The organism is Escherichia sp. E14V7 (assembly GCF_004212225.1).
GTDB lineage: Bacteria > Pseudomonadota > Gammaproteobacteria > Enterobacterales > Enterobacteriaceae > Escherichia.
Window position 1 is genome coordinate 124,717 of the sequence record NZ_RHJJ01000005.1, and the last position, 21,763, is coordinate 146,479.

A 21,763-nucleotide genomic window follows, 5' to 3' on the forward strand; every position below is an offset into this window, starting at 1 on the left:
CGGTGGTGCAAAAATGTAACGCACTGTGCACTGTCATAGTGCGTTTTTATTTTCAATCTTCTTAACTTCCTGCTCTCTTTCTCGTTTTTCATTTCTGGCACACCGCTTGCAATACCTTCTTCGTGTAGCAGAACCATTACCGAATTCTGACCGGAGGGGATCTATGAAGCTGGTGACCGTGATAATCAAACCATTCAAGCTGGAAGACGTTCGTGAAGCGTTATCTTCCATTGGTATTCAGGGCCTGACCGTCACCGAAGTGAAAGGTTTCGGGCGTCAGAAGGGCCATGCTGAGCTGTACAGGGGCGCGGAATACAGCGTCAATTTCCTGCCAAAAGTAAAAATTGATGTGGCGATTGCTGATGATCAACTCGATGAAGTGATCGATATCGTCAGTAAGGCGGCTTACACCGGAAAAATTGGCGATGGCAAAATCTTCGTCGCTGAATTGCAACGCGTCATTCGTATTCGTACCGGCGAAGCCGACGAAGCGGCGCTGTAATCTCTGGCACACAGCAACAGGAACGAAAAATGAAGATAGCGACGATAAAAACTGGGCTTGCTTCACTGGCGATGCTGCCGGGACTGGTCATGGCTGCACCTGCGGTGGCCGATAAAGCCGACAATGCGTTTATGATGATTTGTACTGCGCTGGTGCTGTTTATGACTGTTCCGGGGATTGCCCTGTTCTACGGCGGGTTGATTCGCGGCAAAAACGTGCTGTCGATGCTAACGCAGGTGACCGTGACGTTTGCACTGGTCTGTATTCTCTGGGTGGTTTACGGTTACTCGCTGGCGTTTGGTGAGGGCAACAACTTCTTTGGCAACATCAACTGGTTGATGCTGAAAAACATCGAACTGACGGCGGTGATGGGCAGCATTTATCAGTATATCCACGTGGCGTTTCAGGGATCGTTTGCCTGCATTACCGTCGGCTTGATAGTCGGGGCGCTGGCGGAACGGATCCGCTTCTCAGCAGTGCTGATTTTCGTGGTGGTATGGCTGACGCTCTCTTACATTCCGATTGCGCATATGGTCTGGGGCGGTGGTTTGCTGGCTTCTCATGGTGCGCTGGATTTCGCGGGTGGCACGGTGGTGCACATTAACGCCGCAATCGCCGGTCTGGTGGGCGCGTATCTGATAGGTAAACGCGTGGGCTTTGGCAAAGAGGCGTTTAAACCGCACAATCTGCCGATGGTCTTCACCGGAACTGCCATTCTCTATATCGGTTGGTTTGGCTTTAACGCCGGGTCAGCGGGTACGGCGAATGAAATCGCAGCACTGGCATTTGTGAATACTGTGGTGGCAACGGCGGCGGCGATTCTTGGCTGGATCTTCGGTGAATGGGCGCTGCGTGGTAAGCCTTCACTGCTGGGGGCGTGTTCTGGCGCGATTGCCGGTCTGGTCGGCGTGACGCCAGCCTGTGGCTACATTGGGGTTGGCGGCGCGTTGATTATCGGCGTGGTAGCGGGTCTGGCGGGCTTGTGGGGCGTTACCATGCTCAAACGCCTGTTGCGGGTCGATGATCCCTGCGATGTCTTCGGTGTGCACGGCGTTTGTGGCATTGTCGGCTGTATCATGACCGGGATTTTTGCCGCCAGCTCACTGGGCGGCGTGGGCTTCGCTGAAGGTGTGACGATGGGCCATCAGTTGCTGGTACAGCTTGAAAGCATCGCCATTACGATCGTCTGGTCCGGTGTGGTGGCATTTATCGGCTACAAACTGGCGGATCTGACGGTTGGCCTGCGTGTGCCGGAAGAACAGGAGCGAGAAGGGCTGGACGTCAACAGCCACGGCGAAAATGCCTATAACGCGTAACAAGCAATCAAATGCAATTTCGCCTGATGCGCTGCGCTTATCAGGCCTACAATAAAAATCACAATTTGTTGAATTTACGATAATTTGTTGACCGGATAAGGCGTTTACGCCGCATCCGGCATCAACAAAAGTACGTTACCAACTATCTGGCAGCCGGACGGTTTTCACCTCCGGCTGTTTTTTTAATTGTGATTACGCATTACCCCTTCCTGAACGGTCGAGGCAACCAGCACGCCGTCCTGGGTATAAAACTCACCGCGCACAAAGCCGCGTGCGCTGGACGCTGACGTGCTCTCCACGCTATACAGCAGCCATTCGTTTAAATTAAATGGTCGATGGAACCACATGGAATGGTCAATGGTGGCTATCTGAATCCCCGGCTCGAGAAAACCGATGCCGTGCGGCTGTAGAGCTACCGGCAGGAAGTTAAGATCAGAAGCGTACCCCAGCAGATACTGATGAACGCGCAGATCATCCGGCACGCTACCATTTGCGCGGATCCATACCTGACGATGCGGCGCGGCGACGTGACCTTTCAGTGGGTTATGAAATTCCACCGGACGCACTTCCAGCGGACGATCGCAGATGAATTTATCTTTCAGCACTGGCGGCAGCAGGTGCGCCAGCGACTGGGCGATCTGTGTTTCCGAGGGCAAACCATCAGGCGCTGGGGCCAGAGGCATCTCTTTTTGGTGTTCGAATCCAACTTCTGGCGCCTGGAAAGACGCTGTCATATAAAAAATCGGTTTGCCGTTCTGAATCGCTGCCACACGGCGAGCACTGAAACTGTTGCCGTCGCGCAGTGTTTCGACATCATAAATAATCGGCTTCTTGCTATCACCAGGGCGAAGAAAGTAGCTGTGGAATGAATGCACCAGACGCTCTTCGGGTACTGTCTCCTTTGCGGCATACAGGGCCTGACCCACGACCTGGCCGCCAAACACCTGGCGTAAACCTAAATCTTCACTCTGGCCGCGAAAGAGTCCTTCCTCAATTTTTTCCAGATTCAACAATGTCAGTAAATTTTTTAAGGCCTGACTCATATTAACTCTCCAGTAACAAAGCTGCCGCAGCAAGCCAAAGTGAGTTGAGTATAACGCAATTTTGTCACTGGTCCGATGGGTGCAATGGTCTGAATTACGGGCTAAATGCAGGCGTAAATTCGTGATTTGTGCCACACTTATTGACGTTACGATTTTGTTAACCACTCTTCCGGCGAGGAAAGTTAGCCCGCTGGTGCATTGATAATAAGGAGAAGTGAATGAAACTCGTGCACATGGCCAGTGGTTTAGCGGTTGCGATTGCGTTGGCGGCTTGCGCTGATAAAAGCGCGGATATCCAGACGCCAGCACCTGCTGCAAATACCTCTATTGCGGCGACACAACAACCTGCTATACAGCAACCTAATGTCTCCGGTACGGTCTGGATCCGTCAGAAAGTCGCACTGCCTCCCGATGCTGTGCTGACCGTGACACTTTCTGACGCGTCGTTAGCCGATGCGCCGTCTAAAGTACTGGCGCAAAAAGCGGTGCGTACTGAAGGTAAACAGTCGCCATTCAGCTTTGTTCTGCCATTTAACCCGGCAGATGTTCAGCCGAACGCGCGTATTCTGTTAAGTGCGGCGATTACCGTAAATGACAAATTGGTGTTTATTACCGATACCGTTCAGCCGGTGATCAACCAGGGCGGAACTAAAGCCGACCTGACATTGGTGCCGGTACAGCAAACCGCCGTGCCAGTTCAGGCCAGCGGTGGCGCAACAACTACCGTACCTTCGACTTCACCAACCCAGGTGAATCCGTCTTCGGCAGTTCCAGCTCCTACGCAATATTAAGCGAAGTTAACCCTCTCCGCCCGGAGAGGGTTAGTAGTTCCAGCGATAACGCTGTAAGTCGATTTGTCCGTTTCCCGATACCATCACGCCTTCTGCCAGTAATGCCTGCCGCTGACGCTGTAAATCTGGTCCAGTTAATGAGATTGTGCCGTGGCGGTTAACCACCCGATGCCAGGGCAAAGTGCTGCCTTCGGGCAGGCGCTTTAACACACCGCCCACCTGGCGTGCGGCACGGGGAGATCCTGCCAGTTTCGCGACATCGCCGTAAGTAGTGACATACCCTTCGGGAATAGCGGCTACGATTTGCCACACGCGTTGGGGAAATGAATCTTCTTTTTCCATCTTTTCTTCCTGAGGTAATTTTTCAGCATAATCTGGAAAAACGTCCTAGTGAAGCCGCATTGCGCAAGAAACCAGCATCTGGCACGCAATGGGTTGCAATTAGCCGGGGCAGCAGTGATAATGCGCCTGCGCGTTGGTTCTCAACGCTCTCAATGGGGGCTCTGTTGGTTCTCCCGCAACGCTACTCTGTTTACCAGGTCAGGTCCGGAAGGAAGCAGCCAAGGCAGATGACGCGTGTGCCGGGATGTAGCTGGCAGGGCCCCCACCCATTTCTGCCTCCCCACCGTTTCGTCAAAAAATCCCAATGTGGCTAAACTTTAATCACGACTGATGCCGCAAGAATTTTCTGGCTGCGCAGTACGCTTCGGAGGTATGTCTGATGAAGTATGTTGATGGTTTTGTGGTTGCTGTTCCTGCCGACAAAAAGGATGCCTATCGTGAAATGGCCGCAAAGGCCGCGCCGCTGTTTAAAGAGTTTGGCGCCCTGCGCATTGTTGAATGCTGGGCCAGCGATGTACCGAATGGCAAAGTGACCGATTTTCGTATGGCGGTCAAAGCGGAAGAGAATGAGGAAGTGGTTTTTAGCTGGATTGAATACCCTTCAAAAGAGGTCCGCGACGCTGCCAATCAGAAGATGATGTCGGACCCACGGATGAAAGAGTTCGGCGAGTCCATGCCGTTTGATGGTAAACGAATGATCTACGGTGGGTTCGAGTCAATCATCGACGAGTAGCGTGACGGGCTGTGCGGCGTGCCGCCAGCCCCAAAATTCACAGATGGTGTTCTGCCCAGCGTAAAAACTCTTCTTTCGGTAATGCTTTGCTGTACAACCACCCTTGGCCGTAATGTACGCCATGCTGGCGTAGCCACTCTTCCTGTTTGCTGGTTTCGATCCCTTCCGCCACCATTTTAAGTTTCAGTGTTTTTGCCATTTCGATGATATGCGGTGTGACATTTTTATATTCCAGCGCATCAACGAAGGATTTATCGATCTTCAGAATATCGACATCCAGATCCTGCAAATAACTTAAGCTCGAATAACCGGTACCAAAATCATCAAGATAAATTTCATGACCAACCTGTCGATATCGGGAGATTACCGGGGCGCTGATTTTTGGATCGGCAAACTCGCGTTCAGTGAGTTCAAGAGCGATCTGTCTGGGATTGACCTGGTAGTGATTGATCATTTCACGCAGCAATTGCGGGATTTTTTCCGAGGTGAGCACGGTGGATTCAAGATTGATCGAAATATGTTGCTGCGGATGCTGACGCAGCCAGTCGCCCATATCTTCAAAGACCGTTTTGATAATAAGCAGAGTCAGAGATTCTGACAGGCCCGTTTGTTGCGCCAGCGGGATAAAACTATCCGGTGACAACCAGCTACCGTCTGTCTGCGGCCAGCGCGCCAGCGCTTCGGCTCCGACAATCTTTCCATTCGATAAGGAGATAATAGGCTGATAGTGCACGCAAATATCGCGGTTTTCGATAGCATCTTGCAGGCGATGATGCGGTGACTGGATACGGCGTAAAATCCGCAGGACGAACATTGCCGCCAGTAGGCCAATTAACAATCCGACAGGCAACCAGATAAAGACCTGCCGATACCAACCTTTTTGTAACGTTTTTGTCGAAGCCCAGGTGATTATGGAAATGTTCATCTCGGGGAGAGGCAGGATATCGTAAATGATTCCATTCTTTTCGATGTGTTCGCCCGGTGTTTTTTGCAGCTGGGTAATAATTCCCTGGGCTATTTCGTCACTGCTGGTAATGATAATGTTATGCGCATTGCCAATAATCGCGGCATCAATTTGCCACGAGCTATAAGGAATCACATCTATAAATGAGGCGGGGTCAATCATCACTATGTAATGTGCAGTTCCCATAGCGACCATGTAGCGGGTAATACCTAAATCGTTGTGCGAGGTTAACCATACCCGATAACCATCTTTCGATATTTTACCTGGCTCGGGGAAGGTATCTGGCGGGCTTTCATGTTCCAGAGAAGAGCACTGAGGAACGTTGTTATCGACATAGACCACTTCCTGAATATAGCGATAACTATAAGATACCCGGCGCATTTCCATTAGATGAGCCTCGCTACAGGCTGCGCCTTGCCATTTTTCCAGTTTTTGTAGTGCATCTTTCCCTTGTGACGCCACTTTGTTGACGCGAATAGCGACGCGGGATGAGTAGGTATGTAGCTCCTCAACAAATGACGTTTCTACCTGTTGATGAGCCAGCCAGATGCTTAAGCCCACTGGCAGAAGTACGGAAAGGATCAGTACTCCTGAAATTAGGCTGACCAGATGTCGTGTTCTCACCAGCATGTCCTTATTTACGCAGTGTAGGGAAAGTATATCCGATAGCGAATAACGGCATGCAAAAGATAAGTGATGCGGGGGAGTTTCGTTAAATGCGTTGTGGCAACGATTGTTGTCAATTCACCAGGCGCGGAGGTTTACGCCTGGTGAGGGTGATACAACTTATGGTGTCGCTTCGGTGCGGGCGAGAGTGAAAATATCGTAAAAGGACAACTCACCTTTACGAGCGATCATTTTCTGCAACTGTTCTTTGTGGATGTTCGCGACACGCGGCGAGTTCAGAATAGCGTCGACCAATGCAGTTGGAACAAAGCGTGTATTGTACCATTCGCCGTTGTAGCAAACCCGGAAATCCAGAACGTCGATATCTTCGTAATGGTAACGCGGATAAACGTCAAAAAAGAAGAAACCGTTAAGCAGGATGAACAATACCACCAGGAGCCAGACTGAACCAACCAGCGTTTCAGACTGTAACATCACAGCCAGAGTGGCAAAAAAAGCGACATACATACCGATAAACAGCCCCGGATGTTTACGGATAAAACTGATACTAAAGCGAGGTTTATTATCGCGTTTTTCGTGTGCATTTAGTGCATCAATTGTTTCGGTCAGCAGGCGTTGTATTTCAGTCATCTTTTGCCTTTGTGGTATCTGCAACTTTTCAGGGAACACCCTATTTTAACGTGGGAATCATATGATGAAAGTAACAGATTAACCACAATTTTGCATAACAGTTGCAACTATGGTTACAGTTTTTTAATGACAGTGGCCGGGTTACCGCCCACGACAACGTTAGCCGGAACATCTTTTGTGACGACGGCACCAGAGGCCACCACGACGTTATCGCCAATGGTTACACCAGGGTTGATGACAGCACGTCCGCCAATCCAGACGTTATTACCGATAGTCACAGGTTTCCCCAGTTCAGCGCCACTATTACGGGCTACTGGGTCAACAGGGTGCGTTGCGGTATAAATGTGAACACCTGGTGCCAACATGCAATTATCACCGATACGAATTGGGCAGACATCGAGCATCACGCAATCGAAGTTGGCGTAAAATCCTTTGCCCAAAAAAATGTTATAGCCATAGTCGCAGCGAAAAGAGGGTTCAATATAAGCATCTGCTACCTGACCGAATAAATCGGTGAGAATTTTCTGGCGTAATGTTTGTTCTTCCGGTGCGGAGTGATTGTATTGGTGAATAAGGTGACGAGCGCGCAGGCGATCGCGAGATAACTCCTCATCTGCCGAGCGATACAACTCACCAGCAATCATTTTTTCTTTTTCTGTGCTCATTACTGACCTCCCGTTGCTGAAAATGCGGCAACACGGTAATGCGAAAAGTCAGTTAAGAGAACGTTCCCGTTTCCCGAGTGTGATGAATGTCACATGCAGTATGCTTTCATTGCGAATAATATAATAATGTTAATAAACAGTCGGTTACATCTTCGAATGTCTGCTATTTAATTACCGAATAAATTTCCATACAGAGGAGGGGATCTTGTCGTACAGTTTATTCATGGTCAATTCTGCGAGGCGGTGATCTGCGGCTGAGTAAAATACCGCCAGTTCATTATCTGATAATTCGTATTTATTTTTCTCGATAACACGCTCAAGCGTGTCAATTGTCTGGCAACGACGCAGACGCATCAAATAATCGGTTTTCGTTAAAGGTTTATCGGACATACTTCTACCCATGGTTGTAATAATTCTAACAAGATAAACTCGCAGGATTCTCTTTAGTGGCATTCACAAAACAACGGAACAGTCGGTTACCTGACTTCCGCCATTTCTGGAGATCCTGCATATTAATACCATAACTACTGAACAACATAAAGGTGTCGTCCAGATATTCATCTATCTGCTCAATGAGCTTATTGTCTTCATTATACTTAATTTTGTAATTAAGTGCGAAGGTTGCTATATGCTCAATGAGTTCATTAAGCTGCAGATTGATGGCCGAGGTAGGGTCGTTAACCCAACCATGGTTACTTTCTTCAAGATTTGCAAGACAGTCATGATACAAGGTTTCGCAGAGAAATTTAAGCTGCGCGATATCATGTCTTTTTGGTGAGTATTCATCCATAACGCGTCCCCCTTCTTAGCGGTTGAACTAACGGACACCTTTTGGGATGGAAAACTTACAGACCTGGCCTTGCTCTCTCACTTGTTAGATTAACTATAAGCTACTCTTTGGCGGTTTTCATCGTATTATTACGAAAAATTACAATTAGGAGGAGGAGAGGGAAAAGACCCTCTTCCTCATTCCAGCGCCGACGACGTAATGGCTAAAGCACTTTGTCTGATGCTATTCATAACATAATGTAATCAGGATGTTTGAGAGTGATAAAATGGTCTGACGATTTGTCACACTAATACCCAGGATTACTCTGATTATGATGTAATTGACATGAACAAATAAAGAATTGCCGCAAATAATTAAGAATAGCCTCTAGATGCCTGGGGGTTATTAAATCCATCGGTACGACTTAATATAAATTAACTAACAATAAGTATTTTTTATGAATTTTATGCGGTGTTAAAACTAACTTACGTTTGAAATCATTAACTATAAACATTTCAACATTAAGATTACGCGTATAAAAAAGGCCGCTTGCGCGGCCTTAGTGATTACGACGTTAATCAATGATGATCGACTGTATGGTTATGTTCGATATCTTCATTTTTGCGGCTAAAGCGGCGGCGAACCACCACGAAGAACACCGGAACGAAGAAGATCGCCAGTACCGTTGCGGTCACCATCCCGCCCATTACACCAGTACCTACTGCGTTCTGCGCGCCGGAACCAGCACCGGTGCTGATAACCAGCGGCATAACACCGAGGATAAATGCCAGTGAAGTCATCAGGATTGGGCGTAAACGCATCCGCACCGCATCCAGAGTTGCTTCAATCAGACCTTTACCTTCTTTATCCATCAAGTCTTTGGCGAATTCGACGATAAGTATCGCGTTCTTCGCCGACAACCCAATGGTTGTGAGCAGGCCCACCTGGAAGTAAACGTCGTTGGTCAGGCCGCGGAAGGTGGCTGCCAGCAACGCACCGATAACCCCCAGCGGAACGACCAGCATAACGGAGAACGGAATCGACCAGCTCTCGTACAATGCCGCCAGACACAGGAACACGACAATCAACGAAATCGCATACAGCGACGGCGCCTGGTTGCCGGAGAGACGTTCCTGATAGGACATCCCCGTCCAGTCGTAGCCAACACCGGTAGGCAGTTTGCTCGCCAGTTGTTCCATCAGCGCCATTGCTTCACCGGTACTCTTACCTGGTGCCGCCTGGCCTAAGATCTCCATGGATGGCAGGCCGTTGTAACGTTCCAGACGCGGCGAACCGTACTCCCAACGCGAAGAGGAGAATGCCGAGAACGGCACCATCTGGCCATCAGCAGCACGCACATACCAGTTACCGATATCTTCCGGCAGCATGCGGTATTTTGCTTCTGACATGACGTAAACTTTCTTCACACGACCGCGGTCGATAAAGTCGTTCACGTAGCTGCCGCCCCATGCAGCGCCCAGGGTAGTGTTAATATCGTTAATAGAAACACCCAGAGCCTGAGCTTTCTCCTGGTCGATATCAATCTTGAACTGCGGAGTATCTTCCAGACCGTTCGGACGCACGCTGGTCAACAGATCAGGATGTTTCGCCGCTTCGCCCAGCAGCTGGTTACGCGCTTGAGTCAGTTTTTCGTGACCGAGGCCAGCCTGGTCAATCAGCTCAAAGTCGAAGCCGGTTGCCGTACCCAGTTCCACAATCGCAGGCAGGTTAAAGGCGAAGACCATCGCATCTTTAATCTGCGAGAAAGCGCGCGTTGCACGCGTGGTAATCGCTTCAACTTTGTTTTCATCACCCGGACGGTCAGCCCAGTCCTTCAACGAAACGAACGCAATACCAGTGTTCTGACCACGTCCCGCAAAGCCGAAGCCGTTAACGGCGAATACCGACTCAACGTTGTTCTTCTCTTTGGTCAGATAGTAATCCGTCACCTCATTGAGCACTTTCTGCGTACGTTCCTGCGTCGCACCCGCTGGCAGTTGGACCATGGTCATAAATACACCCTGGTCTTCATCTGGCAAGAAGGAACTTGGCAGACGTACAAACAGATAAGCCATGCCGACCACAATGATCAGATACAGCACCAGATAACGCCCCGTACTGCGCAGAATGCCGCCTACGCTGTCGGTGTAGTGGTGCGTGCTCTTCTCGAACATGCGGTTAAACCAGCCGAAGAAGCCTTTTTTGCCTTCGCCGTGATCGCCTTTAGCGATAGGTTTCAGCATAGTGGCACAAAGTGCCGGAGTCAGGATCAACGCCACCAGCACTGACAGCGCCATTGCCGAAACAATGGTAATGGAGAACTGACGATAGATTGCACCAGTAGAGCCGCCGAAGAAGGCCATCGGGATAAATACCGCCGACAGCACCATCGCGATACCCACCAGTGCGCCCTGAATTTGCCCCATCGACTTACGTGTGGCTTCTTTCGGCGGCAGACCTTCTTCCGCCATCACACGCTCAACGTTTTCTACCACGACGATGGCGTCATCCACCAACAGGCCGATGGCGAGCACCATCCCGAACATCGTTAGCGTGTTTATCGAGAAGCCAAAGGCGGCAAGGACGGCAAAGGTCCCCAGCAATACCACCGGTACGGCAATGGTCGGAATCAACGTCGCGCGGAAGTTCTGCAGGAACAGATACATAACCAGGAACACGAGGATGATTGCTTCGACCAGCGTTTTAACCACTTCGTGAATAGAGATTTTCACGAACGGCGTCGTGTCGTACGGATAAACGATTTTCAGACCTGACGGGAAGAATGGCTCCATCTTCGCCAGTTCAGCACGGATTGCCGCAGCAGTTTCCAGCGCGTTCGCACCGGTTGCCAGCTTGATACCCAGACCAGAAGCCGGTTGTCCGTTAAATTCCGCGATGATGTCGTAGTTCTCACCACCCAGCTCAATCTTCGCCACATCACGCAGCAGCACGCGGGAACCATCCTGATTCACTTTCAGCAGAATTTTGCCGAACTCTTCAGTAGAGGTCAGACGCGTCTGAGCAATAATAGAGGCGTTAAGCTGCTGGCCTTTCACCGGCGGTGTACCGCCGAGCTGACCGGCTGCGACCTGGGCGTTCTGTGCTTTGATAGCGGTAATGACATCAACCGGCGTTAGCTGGTATTTGTTCAACTCATTCGGGTTCATCCAGATACGCATCGCGTACTGTGAACCGAACAGCTGAACGTCACCAACGCCCGACGTACGGCTAATGGCATCTTTCATATTTGCCGCTACGTAGTCAGAGATATCTTCCTGCGTCATGGTGCCGTCAGTGTTGATAACGCCGACAACCATCAGGAAGCTACTGGAAGATTTCTCAACGCTCACCCCTTGCTGCTGTACTTCTTGCGGCAGCAACGGCATCGCCAGCTGCAGTTTGTTCTGCACCTGAACCTGCGCGATATCCGCATCAGTACCAGACTCAAAGGTCAGGGTGATCTGCACAGTACCTGTGGAGTCACTGTTAGAGGACATATACATCAGGTTATCGATACCGTTCATATTCTGTTCGATAACCTGCGTCACCGTGTCCTGCACTGTTTTCGCATCAGCGCCGGGGTAGGAGGCGGAGATCGTGACCGCCGGCGGTGCAATCGTAGGATATTGCGCCACCGGCAGTTTGAGGATCGCCAGCCCCCCTGCCAACATGATAATGATGGCGATCACCCACGCAAAAATCGGGCGATCGATAAAGAAATTAGGCATGTCTTAACGGCTCCTGTTTAAGTTAAGACTTGGACTGTTCAGGCTGAGCACCGCTTGCGGCTTGCTGGTTATTATCAGCGGTAACTTCTTGTGCTTTTACCTGGACACCAGGACGCACTTTCTGCAGCCCACTTATTACTACGCGATCGCCTGCTTTCAGACCTTCTGTCACCAGCCACTTATCGCCAATAGCCTGGCTTGCGACGATTGGGCGGGTTTCCACTTTGTCATCTGCGCCAACCACCAGAACGGTAGCCTCACCGCGTGGTGTACGAGTTACACCCTGTTGCGGAACTAAAATGGCGTTAGGATTAAGCCCTTCTTCCAGACGAGCGCGTACGAACATGCCCGGCAGCAGAGTGTGATCCGGGTTCGGGAAGATAGCGCGTAAAGTGATAGAACCGGTGGTCTGATCGACAGTCACGTCAGAGAACTCCAGCGTACCGTCCTGCGGGAACTTAATGCCGTCGCTGGTGATCAGCGAGACTTTGGCCTTGCCGTTCTCTTGCTTCAGCGTGCCATTTGCCAGTTCCTGTTTCAGACGCAGGAAGTCGTTGCTGGACTGGGTAACATCCACATAGATAGGATCAAGTTGCTGCACGGTTGCCAGCGCAGTCGCCTGACCGTTTTGCACCAGGGCGCCTTCCGTCACGTTCGATTTACCAATACGGCCAGTAATCGGAGAGGTGACTTTGGTGTAAGCCAGATTGATGCGCGCGGTTTCAACAGCCGCTTTTGCCGCAGTGACAGCCGCATTTGCCTGTTGCGCATCAGCCAGCGCCTGATCGTACTCTTGCTTACTGATGTACTGAGTACCCAGCAGTTTCTGGTAACGATTAACAGTCAGTTGCGCGATATTGGCTGCCGCCTGCGCTTTCGCCAGATCGCCTTTTGCACTGTCGTACGCCGCCTGGTAGGTAGCAGGATCAATCTGATAAAGAGAGACGCCTGCTTCGATGTCGCTACCCTCTTTGAAATTACGCTTCAGGATAATCCCGCTAACTTGAGGACGAACTTCTGCGATCCGGTAAGCACTGGTGCGGCCCGGAAGCTCGGTTGTGATCTGCAGAGGTTCAGTTTTGACTGTTACTACCCCAACGGCGGGCATCTGCTGGCCACCTTGTTGGGCCTGTTTGTCGTCACATCCTGTAAGCGCTAAGCTGCCTGAGAGCATCAGAACGATCGCCAGAGGCGTAAACCCTCTGTTTTTGTTCATATGTAAACCTCGAGTGTCCGATTTCAAATTGGTCAATGGTCAAAAGTCGATAAACCCATTGCTGCGTTTATATTATCGTCGTGCTATGGTACATACATTCATAAATGTATGTAAATCTAACGCCTGTAAATTCACTAACATATGGCACGAAAAACCAAACAAGAAGCGCAAGAAACGCGTCAACACATCCTCGATGTGGCGCTACGTCTTTTCTCACAGCAGGGGGTATCATCCACCTCACTGGGAGAGATTGCAAAAGCGGCAGGCGTTACGCGCGGTGCAATCTACTGGCATTTTAAAGACAAGTCGGATTTGTTCAGTGAGATCTGGGAGCTGTCAGAGTCCAATATTGGTGAACTAGAGCTTGAGTATCAGGCAAAATTCCCTGACGATCCACTCTCAGTTTTAAGAGAAATACTAATTCATGTGCTTGAATCGACGGTGACAGAGGAACGGCGTCGATTATTGATGGAGATTATTTTCCACAAATGCGAGTTTGTCGGAGAAATGGCGGTTGTCCAACAGGCACAACGAAATCTCTGTCTGGAAAGTTATGAACGTATAGAGCAAACGTTAAGGCATTGTATTGAAAAGAAATTATTACCAACCAATTTAATGACGCGCCGTGCGGCGATAATTATGCGCGGTTATATTTCCGGCCTGATGGAAAACTGGCTGTTTGCACCGCAATCTTTTGATCTAAAAAAAGAAGCCCGCGATTACGTAGCCATCTTGTTGGAAATGTATCTTCTTTGCCCGACCCTTCGTACTCCCGCCGCCAACGAAAAATCCTGAATCAGACTCCAGGATTTATCCTGGACATTTTCGCTGTTGCTATTCTGGCTCTCTACACCGTGATATTCTAGCCACCCGACTAGTTCAGGTCGTTCTTCAGGTTCAGAAACCTTCATTCATCATGACTATGTTCCAGTATTACAAACGATCACGGCATTTTGTTTTTTCAGCATTTATTGCTTTTGTTCTTGTCTTGTTATGCCAGAACACGGCGTTTGCGCGGGCGTCATCGAATGGTGATCTACCGACGAAAGCAGACCTGCAGGCACAACTTGACTCACTTAATAAACAAAAAGATCTTTCTGCCCAGGACAAGCTGGTGCAGCAAGATATTACTGACACATTAGCCACCCTCGAGAAAATCGATCGCGTAAAAGACGAAACGGTGCAATTACGGCAAAAAGTTGCCGAAGCGCCAGAGAAAATGCGCCAGGCGACCGCTGCGTTAACTGCGCTCAACGATGTGGATAACGACGAAGAAACCCGCAAAATTCTGAGTACGCTATCGTTGCGCCAGTTGGAGTTACGCGTCTCCCAGGCGCTGGACGATTTGCAGAATGCACAAAATGATCTGGCTTCTTATAACAGCCAGTTAGTTTCGTTACAGACGCAGCCTGAACGCGTGCAAAATGCGATGTATACCGCCTCGCAGCAATTGCAACAAATTCGCAGCCGCCTGGATGGAACCGAGGTCGGCGAAGCCGCCTTACGTCCCAGCCAGAAAGTGTTAATGCAGGCACAGCAGGCTTTGCTGAATGCCGAGATTGACCAACAGCGTAAAAGCCTGGAAGGGAACACTGTCTTACAGGACACCCTGCAAAAGCAGCGTGATTACGTGACGGCGAACAGTACGCGACTTGAACATCAGCTACAACTGCTGCAGGAGGCGGTGAACAGCAAGCGCCTGACATTAACCGAAAAAACGGCGCAGGAAGCCGTTACCCCGGATGAAGCTGCGCGTATTCAGGCTAATCCGCTGGTGAAGCAGGAGCTGGAAATAAACCAGCAATTAAGCCAGCGTCTGATTACCGCTACCGAAAACGGTAATGTCCTGATGCAGCAAAACATCAAAGTCAAAAACTGGCTGGAGCGGGCGCTGCAATCGGAACGTAACATCAAAGAGCAGATTTCTGTCCTGAAAGGCAGTCTGCTGCTTTCACGCATTCTTTATCAGCAACAACAAACGCTGCCCTCGGCGGATGAACTGGAAAATATGACCAACCGCATCGCGGACTTGCGTCTCGAACAGTTTGAAGTCAACCAGCAACGTGACGCGCTGTTCCAGAGCGATGCGTTCGTCAGCAAGCTGGAAGAAGGTCACGCCAACGAAGTCAACAGCGAAGTTCACGATGCGTTATTGCAAGTGGTTGATATGCGTCGCGAATTGCTGGATCAGCTTAACAAACAGTTGGGTAACCAGCTGATGATGGCCATTAACCTGCAAATCAACCAGCAGCAGTTAATGAGCGTATCGAAAAACCTGAAATCCATCCTGACTCAGCAAATTTTTTGGGTGAACAGTAACCGTCCAATGGACTGGGACTGGATCAAAGCGTTCCCGCAAACCCTGAAAGATGAGTTTAAATCGATGAAAATTACGGTGAACTGGGAAAAAGCCTGGCCCGCCGTATTTATCGCTTTTCTTGCCGGTTTGCCGCTGCTGTTGATTGCCGGGCTGATTCACTGGCGTTTAGGCTGGCTGAAAGCATATCAACAAAAACTGGCTTCGGCGGTAGGTTCCCTGCGTAACGATAGCCAGCTCAATACGCCAAAAGCGATTCTTATTGACCTGATCCGCGCACTGCCGGTGTGCCTGATTATTCTCGCTGTCGGCCTGATTCTGCTGACTATGCAGCTCAATATCAGCGAATTATTGTGGTCGTTCAGCAAAAAGCTGGCGATTTTCTGGCTGGTGTTTGGCCTGTGCTGGAAAGTGCTGGAGAAAAACGGTGTTGCCGTGCGTCACTTTGGTATGCCGGAACAGCAGACCAGCCACTGGCGTCGGCAAATTGTCCGCATCAGCCTCGCGTTGCTGCCGATCCATTTCTGGTCTGTGGTGGCAGAACTCTCCCCGCTGCATCTGATGGATGATGTGCTGGGGCAGGCGATGATTTTCTTCAACTTGCAGCTGATTGCCTTCCTGGTATGGCCGATGTGCCGCGAAAGCTGGCGTGATAAAGAGTCGCACACCATGCGACTGGTCACCATTACCGTGCTGTCGATTATCCCGATTGCACTGATGGTGCTGACCGCTACAGGCTACTTCTACACCACGCTGCGCCTCTCCGGGCGTTGGATTGAAACCGTTTATCTGGTGATCATCTGGAACTTGCTCTACCAGACGGTGTTGCGCGGCTTAAGCGTAGCGGCGCGACGTATCGCCTGGCGTCGTGCGCTGGCGCGTCGGCAGAATCTGGTGAAAGAGGGCGCTGAAGGTGCCGAACCGCCGGAAGAACCCACCATCGCGCTGGAGCAGGTTAACCAGCAGACGCTGCGTATTACCATGTTGCTGATGTTTGCGCTGTTCGGTGTCATGTTCTGGGCAATTTGGTCCGATTTGATCACCGTGTTCAGCTATCTCGACAGCATCACGCTCTGGCATTACAACGGCAATGAAGCTGGCGCAGCGGTGGTGAAAAACGTCACCATGGGCAGTCTGTTGTTTGCGATTATCGCCTCAATGGTGGCCTGGGCGTTGATTCGCAACCTGCCTGGTTTGCTGGAAGTGCTGGTGCTGTCGCGCCTGAACATGCGCCAGGGGGCATCGTATGCCATCACTACTATCCTTAACTACATCATCATTGCCGTTGGTGCGATGACGGTGTTCGGATCGCTGGGCGTCTCGTGGGATAAACTCCAGTGGCTGGCAGCAGCATTATCCGTAGGTCTTGGTTTTGGCTTACAGGAGATCTTCGGTAACTTCGTCTCCGGTTTGATCATCCTGTTCGAACGTCCGGTGCGCATTGGCGATACGGTAACCATTGGTACCTACTCTGGGACGGTCAGTAAGATCCGTATTCGTGCGACAACGATTACCGATTTCGATCGCAAAGAAGTGATCATCCCGAACAAAGCGTTTGTTACCGAGCGTCTAATCAACTGGTCGTTGACTGATACCACCACGCGTCTGGTGATCCGTCTGGGCGTGGCCTATGGTTCCGATCTGGAAAAAGTCCGCAGAGTTCTGCTCCAGGCAGCGACTGAGCATCCAAGGGTGATGCACGAGCCAATGCCAGAAGTCTTCTTTACTGCATTTGGCGCCAGCACGCTGGATCACGAACTGCGCTTGTATGTTCGTGAACTGCGCGACCGTAGCCGCACCGTCGATGAACTGAACCGTACTATCGATCAGTTATGCCGTGAAAACGACATCAACATTGCCTTTAACCAGCTTGAAGTGCATTTGCATAACGAGAAGGGCGATGAAGTGACGGAAGTGAAACGTGACTACAAAGGTGACGATCCGACGCCTGCGGTAGGATAATAACGAAAGGGGCGGCATTTAGTTGCCCCCGAGATTGCTGACAAAGTGCGCGTTGTTCATGCCGGATGCGGCGTGACCGCCTTATCCGGCCTACGAAACCGCGAAAATTCAATATATTGCAGGAGCGGTGTAGGTCTGATAAGCGTAGCGCATCAGGCAGTTTTGCGTTTGCCCGCAATCTTAGGGGACATTTAGCGGCCCCATTTATTTATCACTTTGCGCCTCATCATCGCGCGTTAATTTCTTTTCATAATCACGCTTTACAATATCCAGCGCGCGCAGCACGGTACTGGCAGGGATTTGATTTTCTTCCAGCAGCACAATTAAATCGACGGCCAGTTTGACATCGTCAGGGGCATTTTCCAGTGACATACTTTCTCCATTGTTAGCGGGTTAAACGCGCTAACCTGTTTTCGATTTTTTCCAACGCATGACGGCAACGCGCCAGGCGCGCTTCATAGGCTTCCACTTCACGATGTAGCGTTTGCTGTTCCACGAGATCGGTCGCCCGCACCAGACGGGCTTTACGTTCGGCAACCATTTCACGTAGCCGTCGTTCAAACTCCTGATGCTGAATACGTTTACGCTGCCAGCGGGCAATTTTTGGTGGTGCGCTATCCCACTCGCGTAGCGACCAGGCTGCGGCTTCACGCGCTATAGCCTCCAGTTGTGCCGCCAGATGTTCTGCCAGCCAGGCGACTTGCGGCAGTTGCTGTTGCTCAACCGCATGGCGAAGCGCGGACAAATTATCTCCTGCTTCTTCCAGGCACGCCTGTAACGTTGTCGCACGGGTCTGAAAAAGGTGCCTGTCGAAACGGGCGCTTAACGTGGCGAACTGCGCCACCGGGGCACAACGCTGGCGCAGCGTGGCGAGCTGACCTTCCAGTTTTTCCAGCAGCAGGGCAGTTTTCACGATAAGACCTCAATGAAAATGATAATTGTTATGCTAAAGTAGCCACTCTGTATGCTGACTACACATAATATGCAACGAATCATTTTAATCATCATTGGCTGGCTGGCGGTAGTGTTGGGTACGCTGGGCGTGGTATTACCGGTATTGCCGACGACGCCATTTATCCTGCTGGCCGCCTGGTGCTTTGCCCGTTCATCGCCGCGCTTCCATGCCTGGTTGCTGTACCGTTCATGGTTTGGCAGCTATTTACGCTTCTGGCAGAAATATCATGCAATGCCACGCGGCGCAAAGCCTCGGGCGATATGCATTATTTTACTGACTTTTGCGATTTCACTTTGGTTCGTACATATGACGTGGGTGCGGATTCTGTTATTGGTGATCCTCGGCTGTTTGCTGATTTTTATGTGGCGAATCCCAGTGATTGATGAAAAGCAATAAAAACGGCAAAGCACAACAATCGCTGTTGCAATTATCGCCCACAGCCAGTACATTCTGGCGTTTTCGAGCACAGGCGCAGGCGGTCAAAGGTTAAACAACTGTTACTTTTGACTCGTTTAAAACGCGCCGTGAGTACCACCGTAACAAGCAGGCATACACTTATGACCGCGACTGCACAGCAGCTTGAGTATCTCAAAAATAGCATCAAAAGCATTCAGGACTACCCGAAACCCGGCATTCTTTTCCGCGATGTCACCAGCTTACTGGAAGACCCGAAAGCTTACGCTCTCAGCATCGATTTACTGGTTGAGCGTTACAAAAATGCGGGCATTACCAAAGTTGTCGGCACTGAAGCTCGTGGCTTCTTGTTCGGCGCTCCGGTAGCACTGGGTCTGGGCGTTGGTTTTGTGCCGGTACGTAAACCAGGCAAACTGCCGCGCGAAACTATCAACGATTCTTACGAACTGGAATACGGCACCGATAAGCTGGAAATCCACGTTGATGCCATTAAACCTGGCGACAAAGTGCTGGTGGTTGATGATTTGCTGGCAACAGGCGGCACCATTGAAGCGACGGTTAAACTGATCCGCCGTTTAGGTGGTGAAGTTACTGACGCTGCATTCATCATTAATCTGTTCGATCTTGGCGGCGAACAGCGCCTCGAAAAGCAGGGCATTACCTGTTATAGCCTTGTCCCGTTCCCGGGCCATTAATTTTCGCCAGCCCACGTCATGGGCAGCACAAGTTGTACATTCAGCCTCGCCGTTCTGACGGGGCTGTGTTAGCATTACCCCTTCGTGAATCCACCTTCCAGCGTTTCAGAGCCTGCCAATGAGTTATCAGGTCTTAGCCCGAAAATGGCGCCCACAAACCTTTGCTGACGTCGTCGGCCAGGAACATGTGCTGACCGCACTGGCGAACGGCTTGTCGTTAGGGCGTATTCATCATGCTTATCTTTTTTCCGGCACCCGTGGCGTCGGAAAAACCTCTATCGCCCGACTGCTGGCGAAGGGGCTAAACTGCGAAACCGGCATTACCGCGACGCCGTGCGGCGTATGCGATAACTGCCGTGAAATCGAGCAGGGGCGCTTTGTCGATTTGATTGAAATCGACGCCGCCTCGCGCACTAAAGTTGAAGATACCCGCGACCTGCTGGATAACGTTCAGTACGCTCCGGCGCGTGGTCGTTTTAAAGTCTATCTGATCGACGAAGTGCATATGCTGTCGCGTCACAGCTTTAACGCACTGTTAAAAACCCTTGAAGAGCCGCCAGAGCACGTCAAGTTCCTGCTGGCGACGACCGATCCGCAGAAATTGCCGGTGACGATTTTGTCACGCTGTCTGCAATTCCATCTCAAGGCGCTGGATGTCGAGCAAATTCGCCATCAGCTTGAGCACATCCTCAACGAAGAACATATCGCCCACGAGCCACGTGCGTTGCAGCTGCTGGCGCGCGCCGCTGAAGGCAGCCTGCGAGACGCCTTAAGTCTGACCGACCAGGCAATTGCCAGCGGTGACGGCCAGGTTTCAACCCAGGCGGTCAGTGCGATGCTGGGTACGCTTGACGACGATCAGGCGCTGTCGCTGGTTGAAGCGATGGTCGAGGCCAACGGCGAGCGCGTAATGGCGCTGATTAATGAAGCCGCTGCCCGTGGTATCGAGTGGGAAGCGTTGCTGGTGGAAATGCTCGGTCTGTTGCATCGTATTGCGATGGTACAACTTTCGCCTGCTGCACTTGGCAACGACATGGCCGCCATCGAGCTGCGGATGCGTGAACTGGCGCGCACCATACCGCCGACGGATATTCAGCTTTACTATCAGACGCTGTTGATTGGTCGCAAAGAATTACCGTATGCGCCGGACCGCCGCATGGGCGTTGAGATGACGCTGCTGCGCGCGCTGGCGTTCCATCCGCGTATGCCGCTGCCTGAGCCAGAAGTGCCACGCCAGTCCTTTGCGCCCGTCGCGCCAACGGCGGTAATGACGCCAACCCAGGTGCCGCCGCAACCGCAACCAGCGCCGCAGCAGGCACCGACTGTACCGCTCTCAGAAACCACCAGCCAGGTGCTGGCGGCGCGTCAGCAACTGCAGCGCGCTCAGGGAGCAACCAAAGCAAAAAAGAGTGAACCGGCAGCCGCTACCCGCGCGCGGCCGGTGAATAACGCTGCGCTGGAAAGACTGGCTTCGGTCACCGATCGCGTTCAGTCGCGTCCGGTGCCATCGGCGCTGGAAAAAGCGCCAGCCAAAAAAGAAGCGTATCGCTGGAAGGCGACCACCCCAGTGATGCAGCAAAAAGAAGTAGTCGCCACGCCGAAGGCGCTTAAAAAAGCGCTGGAACATGAAAAAACGCCGGAACTGGCGGCGAAGCTGGCGGCAGAAGCCATTGAGCGCGACCCGTGGGCGGCACAGGTGAGCCAACTATCGCTACCCAAACTGGTCGAGCAGGTGGCGTTAAATGCCTGGAAAGAGGAGAGCGACAACGCTGTATGCCTGCATTTACGCTCCTCTCAGCGGCATTTGAATAACCGCGGCGCACAGCAAAAACTGGCTGAAGCGTTGAGCACGTTAAAAGGTTCAACGGTTGAACTGACTATCGTTGAAGATGATAATCCCGCGGTGCGCACGCCGCTGGAGTGGCGTCAGGCGATATACGAAGAAAAACTTGCGCAGGCGCGCGAGTCCATTATTGCGGATAATAATATTCAGACCCTGCGTCGATTCTTTGATGCAGAGCTGGATGAAGAAAGTATCCGCCCCATTTGATCGTAAGCACTGCTTACGATCGTCATCCTTAACGTGATTGAGAG

The 21,763-nt window shown here is 51.2% G+C and carries 20 protein-coding genes, 1 other RNA gene, 1 pseudogene and 1 other annotated feature; of the genes and pseudogenes, 11 read left to right on the forward strand and 11 right to left on the reverse strand.

The window, feature by feature from the left end:
• The first annotated feature begins 163 nt into the window (after positions 1 to 163).
• Complete coding sequence (glnK, locus tag D9741_RS06470; protein WP_000780338.1) at positions 164 to 502, forward strand: P-II family nitrogen regulator; 339 nt, start codon at positions 164 to 166, stop codon at positions 500 to 502.
• Positions 503 to 531: 29 nt separating this feature from the next.
• A complete protein-coding gene (gene amtB, locus D9741_RS06475) occupies positions 532 to 1,818 on the forward strand; it encodes an ammonium transporter AmtB (RefSeq protein WP_130215471.1) in 1,287 nt (428 codons plus the stop codon).
• Between the two features lie 182 nt (positions 1,819 to 2,000).
• Here the strand turns inward: amtB and tesB are convergent, their stop codons facing one another.
• Positions 2,001 to 2,861, reverse strand: coding sequence for an acyl-CoA thioesterase II (gene tesB / locus D9741_RS06480; RefSeq protein ID WP_130215473.1), 861 nt, complete (start codon positions 2,859 to 2,861; stop codon positions 2,001 to 2,003).
• A 218-nt stretch (positions 2,862 to 3,079) separates the two neighbouring features.
• Between tesB and D9741_RS06485 the strand changes: the two genes are divergently transcribed.
• Positions 3,080 to 3,652, forward strand: coding sequence for a YbaY family lipoprotein (locus tag D9741_RS06485; protein ID WP_130215475.1), 573 nt, complete (start codon positions 3,080 to 3,082; stop codon positions 3,650 to 3,652).
• Positions 3,653 to 3,682: 30 nt separating this feature from the next.
• Here the strand turns inward: D9741_RS06485 and D9741_RS06490 are convergent, their stop codons facing one another.
• Complete coding sequence (locus tag D9741_RS06490) at positions 3,683 to 3,994, reverse strand: MGMT family protein (RefSeq protein WP_130215477.1); 312 nt, start codon at positions 3,992 to 3,994, stop codon at positions 3,683 to 3,685.
• A gap of 162 nt (positions 3,995 to 4,156) precedes the next feature.
• On the opposite strand from D9741_RS06490, the gene ffs reads away from it, so the two are divergent.
• Both ffs and D9741_RS06500 read left to right on the forward strand, forming a co-directional pair.
• Positions 4,157 to 4,253, forward strand: an RNA gene (gene ffs, locus D9741_RS06495) — signal recognition particle sRNA small type.
• Positions 4,254 to 4,373: 120 nt separating this feature from the next.
• Positions 4,374 to 4,727: a DUF1428 domain-containing protein gene (locus tag D9741_RS06500; RefSeq protein WP_064529090.1), complete on the forward strand. Its 354-nt coding sequence runs from the start codon at positions 4,374 to 4,376 to the stop codon at positions 4,725 to 4,727.
• Positions 4,728 to 4,764: 37 nt separating this feature from the next.
• On the opposite strand, the gene D9741_RS06505 is transcribed toward D9741_RS06500, so the two are convergent.
• The 7 genes from D9741_RS06505 to acrA all read right to left on the reverse strand — a co-directional run bounded on the left by D9741_RS06505 (position 4,765) and on the right by acrA (position 13,326).
• A complete protein-coding gene (locus tag D9741_RS06505; protein ID WP_130215479.1) occupies positions 4,765 to 6,315 on the reverse strand; it encodes an EAL domain-containing protein in 1,551 nt (516 codons plus the stop codon).
• A gap of 162 nt (positions 6,316 to 6,477) precedes the next feature.
• The gene (locus D9741_RS06510; protein ID WP_130206287.1) at positions 6,478 to 6,948 is read right to left on the reverse strand and encodes a YlaC family protein; all 471 of its coding nucleotides are present in this window, start codon (positions 6,946 to 6,948) and stop codon (positions 6,478 to 6,480) included.
• Between the two features lie 113 nt (positions 6,949 to 7,061).
• A complete protein-coding gene (gene maa / locus D9741_RS06515) occupies positions 7,062 to 7,613 on the reverse strand; it encodes a maltose O-acetyltransferase (protein WP_130215481.1) in 552 nt (183 codons plus the stop codon).
• Positions 7,614 to 7,784: 171 nt separating this feature from the next.
• Entirely contained in the window at positions 7,785 to 8,003 is a 219-nt protein-coding gene (locus D9741_RS06520; protein WP_001280991.1) for an HHA domain-containing protein, read from the reverse strand.
• Positions 8,004 to 8,028: 25 nt separating this feature from the next.
• Positions 8,029 to 8,403: an Hha toxicity modulator TomB gene (tomB, locus tag D9741_RS06525; RefSeq protein WP_000344800.1), complete on the reverse strand. Its 375-nt coding sequence runs from the start codon at positions 8,401 to 8,403 to the stop codon at positions 8,029 to 8,031.
• Between the two features lie 557 nt (positions 8,404 to 8,960).
• The gene (gene acrB / locus D9741_RS06530; protein WP_130206291.1) at positions 8,961 to 12,110 is read right to left on the reverse strand and encodes an efflux RND transporter permease AcrB; all 3,150 of its coding nucleotides are present in this window, start codon (positions 12,108 to 12,110) and stop codon (positions 8,961 to 8,963) included.
• A gap of 22 nt (positions 12,111 to 12,132) precedes the next feature.
• Positions 12,133 to 13,326, reverse strand: a complete 1,194-nt coding sequence (gene acrA, locus D9741_RS06535) for a multidrug efflux RND transporter periplasmic adaptor subunit AcrA (RefSeq protein WP_130215483.1) — start codon at positions 13,324 to 13,326, stop codon at positions 12,133 to 12,135.
• A 141-nt stretch (positions 13,327 to 13,467) separates the two neighbouring features.
• On the opposite strand from acrA, the gene acrR reads away from it, so the two are divergent.
• The 3 genes and pseudogenes from acrR to D9741_RS23765 form a co-directional block, all read left to right on the forward strand.
• Positions 13,468 to 14,121, forward strand: coding sequence for a multidrug efflux transporter transcriptional repressor AcrR (gene acrR, locus D9741_RS06540; RefSeq protein WP_130206295.1), 654 nt, complete (start codon positions 13,468 to 13,470; stop codon positions 14,119 to 14,121).
• 121 nt (positions 14,122 to 14,242) lie between these two features.
• Positions 14,243 to 17,605, forward strand: a complete 3,363-nt coding sequence (gene mscK / locus D9741_RS06545; RefSeq protein WP_130215485.1) for a mechanosensitive channel MscK — start codon at positions 14,243 to 14,245, stop codon at positions 17,603 to 17,605.
• A gap of 60 nt (positions 17,606 to 17,665) precedes the next feature.
• A pseudogene (locus tag D9741_RS23765) lies at positions 17,666 to 17,764 on the forward strand (hypothetical protein); the annotation flags it as partial.
• 45 nt (positions 17,765 to 17,809) lie between these two features.
• On the opposite strand, the gene rsmS reads toward D9741_RS23765, so the two are convergent.
• Both rsmS and priC read right to left on the reverse strand, forming a co-directional pair.
• Positions 17,810 to 17,977 carry a pleiotropic regulatory protein RsmS gene (gene rsmS / locus D9741_RS06550; RefSeq protein ID WP_130206299.1) on the reverse strand — a complete coding sequence of 56 codons (168 nt, stop codon included), beginning with the start codon at positions 17,975 to 17,977 and terminating at the stop codon, positions 17,810 to 17,812.
• A gap of 13 nt (positions 17,978 to 17,990) precedes the next feature.
• Complete coding sequence (gene priC / locus D9741_RS06555; protein WP_130215487.1) at positions 17,991 to 18,518, reverse strand: primosomal replication protein N''; 528 nt, start codon at positions 18,516 to 18,518, stop codon at positions 17,991 to 17,993.
• Between the two features lie 69 nt (positions 18,519 to 18,587).
• Between priC and D9741_RS06560 the strand changes: the two genes are divergently transcribed.
• The 3 genes from D9741_RS06560 (at position 18,588) to dnaX (ending at position 21,719) form a co-directional block, all read left to right on the forward strand.
• Positions 18,588 to 18,956 carry a DUF454 family protein gene (locus D9741_RS06560; protein WP_130215613.1) on the forward strand — a complete coding sequence of 123 codons (369 nt, stop codon included), beginning with the start codon at positions 18,588 to 18,590 and terminating at the stop codon, positions 18,954 to 18,956.
• Positions 18,957 to 19,117: 161 nt separating this feature from the next.
• Positions 19,118 to 19,669 carry an adenine phosphoribosyltransferase gene (gene apt, locus D9741_RS06565; RefSeq protein ID WP_130215489.1) on the forward strand — a complete coding sequence of 184 codons (552 nt, stop codon included), beginning with the start codon at positions 19,118 to 19,120 and terminating at the stop codon, positions 19,667 to 19,669.
• Positions 19,670 to 19,787: 118 nt separating this feature from the next.
• Positions 19,788 to 21,719, forward strand: a complete 1,932-nt coding sequence (dnaX, locus tag D9741_RS06570) for a DNA polymerase III subunit gamma/tau (protein ID WP_130215491.1) — start codon at positions 19,788 to 19,790, stop codon at positions 21,717 to 21,719.
• Positions 21,052 to 21,116: a sequence feature (DnaX frameshifting element), on the forward strand. (Overlaps the previous gene by 65 nt.)
• Positions 21,720 to 21,763 lie beyond the last annotated feature (44 nt).

Bases quoted from the DNA above. Each gene is read 5' to 3' on its own strand.
- tesB (WP_130215473.1), bottom strand. From the start codon at position 2,861: ATGAGTCAGGCCTTAAAAAATTTACTGACATTGTTGAATCTGGAAAAA.
- dnaX (WP_130215491.1), top strand. From the start codon at position 19,788: ATGAGTTATCAGGTCTTAGCCCGAAAATGGCGCCCACAAACCTTTGCT.
- tomB (WP_000344800.1), bottom strand. From the start codon at position 8,403: ATGGATGAATACTCACCAAAAAGACATGATATCGCGCAGCTTAAATTT.
- D9741_RS06490 (WP_130215477.1), bottom strand. From the start codon at position 3,994: ATGGAAAAAGAAGATTCATTTCCCCAACGCGTGTGGCAAATCGTAGCC.
- D9741_RS06485 (WP_130215475.1), top strand. From the start codon at position 3,080: ATGAAACTCGTGCACATGGCCAGTGGTTTAGCGGTTGCGATTGCGTTG.
- D9741_RS06560 (WP_130215613.1), top strand. From the start codon at position 18,588: ATGCAACGAATCATTTTAATCATCATTGGCTGGCTGGCGGTAGTGTTG.
- acrR (WP_130206295.1), top strand. From the start codon at position 13,468: ATGGCACGAAAAACCAAACAAGAAGCGCAAGAAACGCGTCAACACATC.
- acrA (WP_130215483.1), bottom strand. From the start codon at position 13,326: ATGAACAAAAACAGAGGGTTTACGCCTCTGGCGATCGTTCTGATGCTC.
- acrB (WP_130206291.1), bottom strand. From the start codon at position 12,110: ATGCCTAATTTCTTTATCGATCGCCCGATTTTTGCGTGGGTGATCGCC.
- D9741_RS06500 (WP_064529090.1), top strand. From the start codon at position 4,374: ATGAAGTATGTTGATGGTTTTGTGGTTGCTGTTCCTGCCGACAAAAAG.
- rsmS (WP_130206299.1), bottom strand. From the start codon at position 17,977: ATGTCACTGGAAAATGCCCCTGACGATGTCAAACTGGCCGTCGATTTA.
- maa (WP_130215481.1), bottom strand. From the start codon at position 7,613: ATGAGCACAGAAAAAGAAAAAATGATTGCTGGTGAGTTGTATCGCTCG.
- D9741_RS06520 (WP_001280991.1), bottom strand. From the start codon at position 8,003: ATGTCCGATAAACCTTTAACGAAAACCGATTATTTGATGCGTCTGCGT.
- D9741_RS06510 (WP_130206287.1), bottom strand. From the start codon at position 6,948: ATGACTGAAATACAACGCCTGCTGACCGAAACAATTGATGCACTAAAT.
- apt (WP_130215489.1), top strand. From the start codon at position 19,118: ATGACCGCGACTGCACAGCAGCTTGAGTATCTCAAAAATAGCATCAAA.
- amtB (WP_130215471.1), top strand. From the start codon at position 532: ATGAAGATAGCGACGATAAAAACTGGGCTTGCTTCACTGGCGATGCTG.
- mscK (WP_130215485.1), top strand. From the start codon at position 14,243: ATGACTATGTTCCAGTATTACAAACGATCACGGCATTTTGTTTTTTCA.
- glnK (WP_000780338.1), top strand. From the start codon at position 164: ATGAAGCTGGTGACCGTGATAATCAAACCATTCAAGCTGGAAGACGTT.